4 protein-coding genes are annotated in these 4,680 nt (G+C 63.0%); 2 read left to right on the top strand and 2 right to left on the bottom strand.

What is annotated here, in order from left to right; all coding sequences use genetic code 11:
* Positions 1–749 (top strand): hypothetical protein (locus tag KA184_22235; GenBank protein ID MBP8132309.1); only part of this gene is annotated, 749 nt, incomplete at its 5' end.
* Between the two features lie 87 nt (positions 750–836).
* Complete coding sequence (locus KA184_22230) at positions 837–1,427, top strand: superoxide dismutase (protein MBP8132308.1); 591 nt, start codon at positions 837–839, stop codon at positions 1,425–1,427.
* A 6-nt stretch (positions 1,428–1,433) separates the two neighbouring features.
* Here the strand turns inward: KA184_22230 and KA184_22225 are convergent, their stop codons facing one another.
* Both KA184_22225 and KA184_22220 read right to left on the bottom strand, forming a co-directional pair.
* Positions 1,434–3,446: a hypothetical protein gene (locus tag KA184_22225; GenBank protein MBP8132307.1), complete on the bottom strand. Its 2,013-nt coding sequence runs from the start codon at positions 3,444–3,446 to the stop codon at positions 1,434–1,436.
* A gap of 83 nt (positions 3,447–3,529) precedes the next feature.
* Positions 3,530–4,680, bottom strand: a 1,151-nt coding sequence (locus KA184_22220; protein MBP8132306.1) for a heparinase II/III family protein, incomplete at its 5' end; no start/stop codon positions are given.

The raw sequence follows: 4,680 nt of genomic DNA, 5'->3' as shown, positions 1-4,680 counted from the left end.
GGTACCGGCGCGAGTTGAAGCTGTTTGACGAAAAACTGCGCGAACGGCTGAGCCGGCATCTGAGCCTGGCCCCTTCGGTGGAGGTGCCGCACCGGAGTGGAGTCGTCGTGCTGGTGCTGACAATCGGATTCATCGCGTCGCATCGCTGGCTGGAGGGCAAGCTGGGACTGGCGCAGAACAGCATTCTGCTCGTAGCGCCCCTGATGTGCTCTGGCGTGATCATGATAGTGCGGCATGAACGGGCGCGGCATTACGTGGAGGCGGAGGTGGACTGGTGGACGCTGCTTTTTTTCATGCTGCTTTTTGCCGTGGCCGGCACGCTCGAGCATACAGGCGTTACGGAATTCGCCGCGCAAAAGCTGGCCCAGGGATTCGGCCGGACCGTCGGGGTGCTCGTGCCGGTGATTATGGCGACGGCGGCCATAGGCTCCGCGTTCGTGGATAATGTCATTTTCGTGGCCGCGTTCAGTCCCGTGATCAAAGAACTGGGGAAAGAGGTGAGCGCCATGCCGCTGTGGTGGGCGCTCTTGTTCGGCGCATGTTTTGGGGGCAACATCACTATGATCGGGAGCACGGCGAACATCGTGGCGCTGGGTCTGCTTGAAAAACACAGCCGGATCGGCATGCGTTTTTTCCAATGGTTCAAAGTTGGCCTGATTTCCGCCCTGGTTGCATGCCTGGTTGCGTGGGCGCTGCTGATGCTGGTAAGCCCGCTCATGCCGGAAATGACGCCGTCCGCCGCGCATTGACGCGAGCGTGGGGCATGCTTAGAATAGACACGGAGTAACAACACGCCGCAGAGGGAAATCCATGCGGCACAGCATGGGGGTCACAGTATGGCCATTGCATTACCGCCGCTTCCGTATGCCCCGAATGGACTGGAACCTGTCATCAGCGCCGAGACGCTCGAGTACCATCACGGCAAGCACCATCACGCGTATGTGACGAATCTGAACAAGTTGCTGGAGGGCACTTCCGACGCGGACAAACCGCTGGAGGCCCTTATCCTGGGTTCAGATGGAGCCATCTTCAACAACGCAGCCCAGGTTTGGAACCACACGTTCTATTGGAACGGGCTCAGCCCCGACGGGGGCGCGCCGGGCACCGCGCTGGCCGAGGCGATTGCGCGTGACTTCGGGTCCGTTTCGGCCCTGAAGGAGCAACTGGCAAACGCGGCGGTCACGCAATTCGGGTCGGGTTGGGCGTGGCTTGTCCTTGAGGGAGGCGCGCTGAAGGTCACAAAGACGTCAAACGCCGACTTGCCGATGAAGCACGGGCAGACGGCGTTATGGACCATCGACGTGTGGGAGCACGCATACTACATCGACTATCGCAATGCGCGCCCGAAGTACACCGAAGCCGTCCTGGACAATCTCATCAATTGGGCGGCCGTCACCGAGAACTACGCGCGCGCCCTGAGCCATTGAAAAAGGTTACGGCTCTATCACGAGCACATTGTGAATGGCAAGGCCGTCAACCTTCGCCGTAAGCACGCCTTCTTTCCATGTCCACTCGAGCCCGGTCTCATCGGGCGCCATCCGGCACCGGCGCGGGCGTTTGGGCAATGGGACGGTAACCGTGAAGGGGCCTGCGTCCGGTACGTGCTCTACGGTGTGCCGGTTCGGCGAGAGGTACCCCGCCGCGGAACGGTTCACGAATTGGATAAGGAGCGCGCCTTCCGAGCGCCGCGCGGCCATCTCGATCCACCACGGTCCCGCGAGCCGGGCCAAGGCCTTCGCGTCAAGCGCCTGGAAAACGTCGCCGATGAAGCGCCGCAAACGCGGATAATGGGATTGGTGATAGCTCTGGAATACCGGGCCGTGGATCGCCGCGACGACACCCGCTCCGAATTGATTGACAGTGGCCGCGGCGGTGTCGCGCTGGTTTAGCTCCGGTTCTTGCTGGGACAGGAGCGGAGCCAGCGTCTGTCCGGTGGTCAGGCTGACCGCTTGAAACGCGCCGCCGACAGTGGCCGCGCCGTTGTCGGCGGGGACCCAGCCTCCGTAAGTTTCGCCGGTGCGCGGGGCCACGCCCGCCAGTTCTCCGTATTGTCCCGCAACGTGCGCGCCGCTCAGCAAAAGACGCCCGCCCCGCTTCACGTATTCCTGGAGGGCTTGCTTGACGTTGTCGGGCACATGTTCCTGTTCCGCGACGACCACCGCCGGGTAATCGGAGAGGCTTTCCAGCAGGCGTTGCTCGTTGAGAATATCAACGCTGTAGCCGTTTTCGAGCAGCGCGTGCAGCGCGCCTTCCATGGCCTGGTTTGCAGCGCCGAAATTGAAGAGCGGGTCGTTGTTCCTGTAATAGGATGTCTCGCCGTGCAGTAACGCGACCTGGGGCAGGGTTTCGGTGCGAAAACAGAATTCCTGGCGCTTGCGGCAGAAGCTGGCTACCTGGCCGAGCAGTTCCTGATGCCAGCGCGTGAGGCGGCCGGAGCGCTGCGGCGTGTCGTAGATGAACACGGACCCGCCCTGTGCAAGCACAACCGAAATCTCCTGGCACAGATGCGGAACCGTCTTGAAGGTCCATCCTTGGCCGCCGGTGTTCAGGAAACTCCAGGCCATGAGGTCCCAAGGCTTGCCGCGGCTGGAGATGAAACGCGCCTCGGCGCAGGCCCGTTCCGGGCCAAAGGAAGGGTCAAAATCGCCGCTGATGTAGTCGATGGGCGCTTCCATCGGTTCGGGCTGCCGCACGCTGTACATCCAGTTGCTTGTGACCATGCATGAAGGCTTGACCTGGTGGACCGCGGTGACGACGTTGACGACGTGGCGCGTAAACAGTCGGCGCTGGAACGCGAGCCACTCGAACCAAGACGTGTCGTCTGCTTTTGAGGGGATTTCCGTGATGCCTGTCGCGTCAGTGAATGCCTGCTTGCAGCGGTCGCACCAGCAAGGACGGCTCGCCCAGTTCTCGCCGTCGATCCACATGCCGTCGATGTCGTATTCGCGAATGACTTCGATGAGCTGGGGGATCATGAGTTCTTCGTCGTAACCGCTGAGCCGGCAGGTGTTGTTGGGGTCCGGCGTGCCGCCGGCGTTGACCCGGGCCCATTCGGGGTGCGTCTCGATGGCGCGCGTATCCCAGACGCCGGAATAGTGGATGGACAGGGGAATGCCGAGGTCGCGCGTGACTTCGCGCCAGATGCCGAGTGCGTCGTTCACGATGCCCGGCGAGGGAGAACCCACCTTGGTCGGGTAGCCCGTGTATCCGGGATGGCCCTTGCAGTCGTATTGGACAAAATCGGGTCTGACGAGCTCCAACATCTCACGGACGTGCTCGTAGGTCGTTTCGCGGCCGAGCTCCGTGTCGCTCGCGTTTGGGTGCAGGTCAAAGTGCAGTCCAAAGAAGGCGTTTTCGTGCCAGTTGTCGGCGGCCATGGTCACGTCTCCCGTCAAGAACAACAGTGCGCACACGATGACGCATGCCGGTTGATGGTGCAGGTGCATGTGCGAATCCTCCTGGCGCGCATTGTGCCACCTGCGTTCGCGCGGGTAAAGGCGTCCAAGAAGGGGGGGCCTGGGCGGCGGGGTTACCCGGCTTCACCTTCGCACGGATAGCGCCAGGTGCGCGAGGCGCCGGTAACGGTAACGTTGCCTCTCTCAACACGAAGCGACAGGCCCTCGTCCGCATTGTCGCCCACGAACACCGTACCATCCTCGCGTATCGCCGCAGGACATGGAGGGGCTCCGCTTGCCAACACCTGGAGTACCGTGATAAACAGCGATTCCGTGCCTTGCCGGCGCCGGATCACCACCGGTACGCCCTCGGTCCTGCCGGGCGAACAGGGTCCATCGGCGAGCCAGACCTCGCTGTGGTCGAGCATGGAAACGTGCAGGCGATGCTCCGTGCCGGTCTTGACCAAGAACTCGCGCCATGATGCGGCCGCAAGCCGGACTTCGCGGAGTTCCCGGTATCCCGGGGCACTGGGAAGACGGTCGATTGGCGTGGTTTCGGGCGGCTCGGGAACCGGGTCCTTGAAATGGAGGGGCAGGTCGAAGGTGCGCGGCGCGTTTGAGAATGCCCGAAACACGTCGACAACGATGTTGTCGTAGAGCAGCACCGTGCGATCAAGGAGAACACCCGGATAGGCTCCATCGGATGCGGCACGGACCAGCGACCACTCGGGTCCCGTGGCGAAGACGCGCAGGCTGCCCTGAGCGGGCTGCTGGCACGATTCATCCACGACAACGGTGTTGTGCGCAAGCGTCTGTCGAAACCATCCCTGATGCAGCGGATGGCCGTAGGGTGCGCGGCCGGGATCGACAAGGCGGATATCGCCGGCTGCGTACAGCACAATATTCAGTTTTGCGGGTTGCACATGCCCCGCTCGCGCGGGACCGTATTCCAGGAGGAGCACCGTCTGGTTTTCTTGGCCGCGCAGAACGGCAAGGCCTTCACCCGGGTCATTCGACGACCTCCATTCCAGCGGAGCGGGCGGTTCCGGCAGCGTCTCCGCACCGAGGAACAACGCGAGCGCAGCCGCCTCGAGGCCGAGTGCCCGGGATTCGGGCAGGTCCTCGGACTTGTGGAGGAGCGCCTCATCGCGCGGGCGCGGCCCCGCCAGTGAGGCGAAGCGAGGCTCGCGGTAGCGCCGGAACGCGACCTCGTAGAACCAGCGGTCGTCGCTGAGGGCAAGGCGGTCGCTGTCCTGCAACGGGGCGAACGTACGGTCCGGCAGCA

The organism is Candidatus Hydrogenedentota bacterium (assembly GCA_018005585.1).
Taxonomy (GTDB): domain Bacteria; phylum Hydrogenedentota; class Hydrogenedentia; order Hydrogenedentales; family JAGMZX01; genus JAGMZX01.
This window is presented reverse-complemented; position numbering and strand designations above follow the sequence as displayed.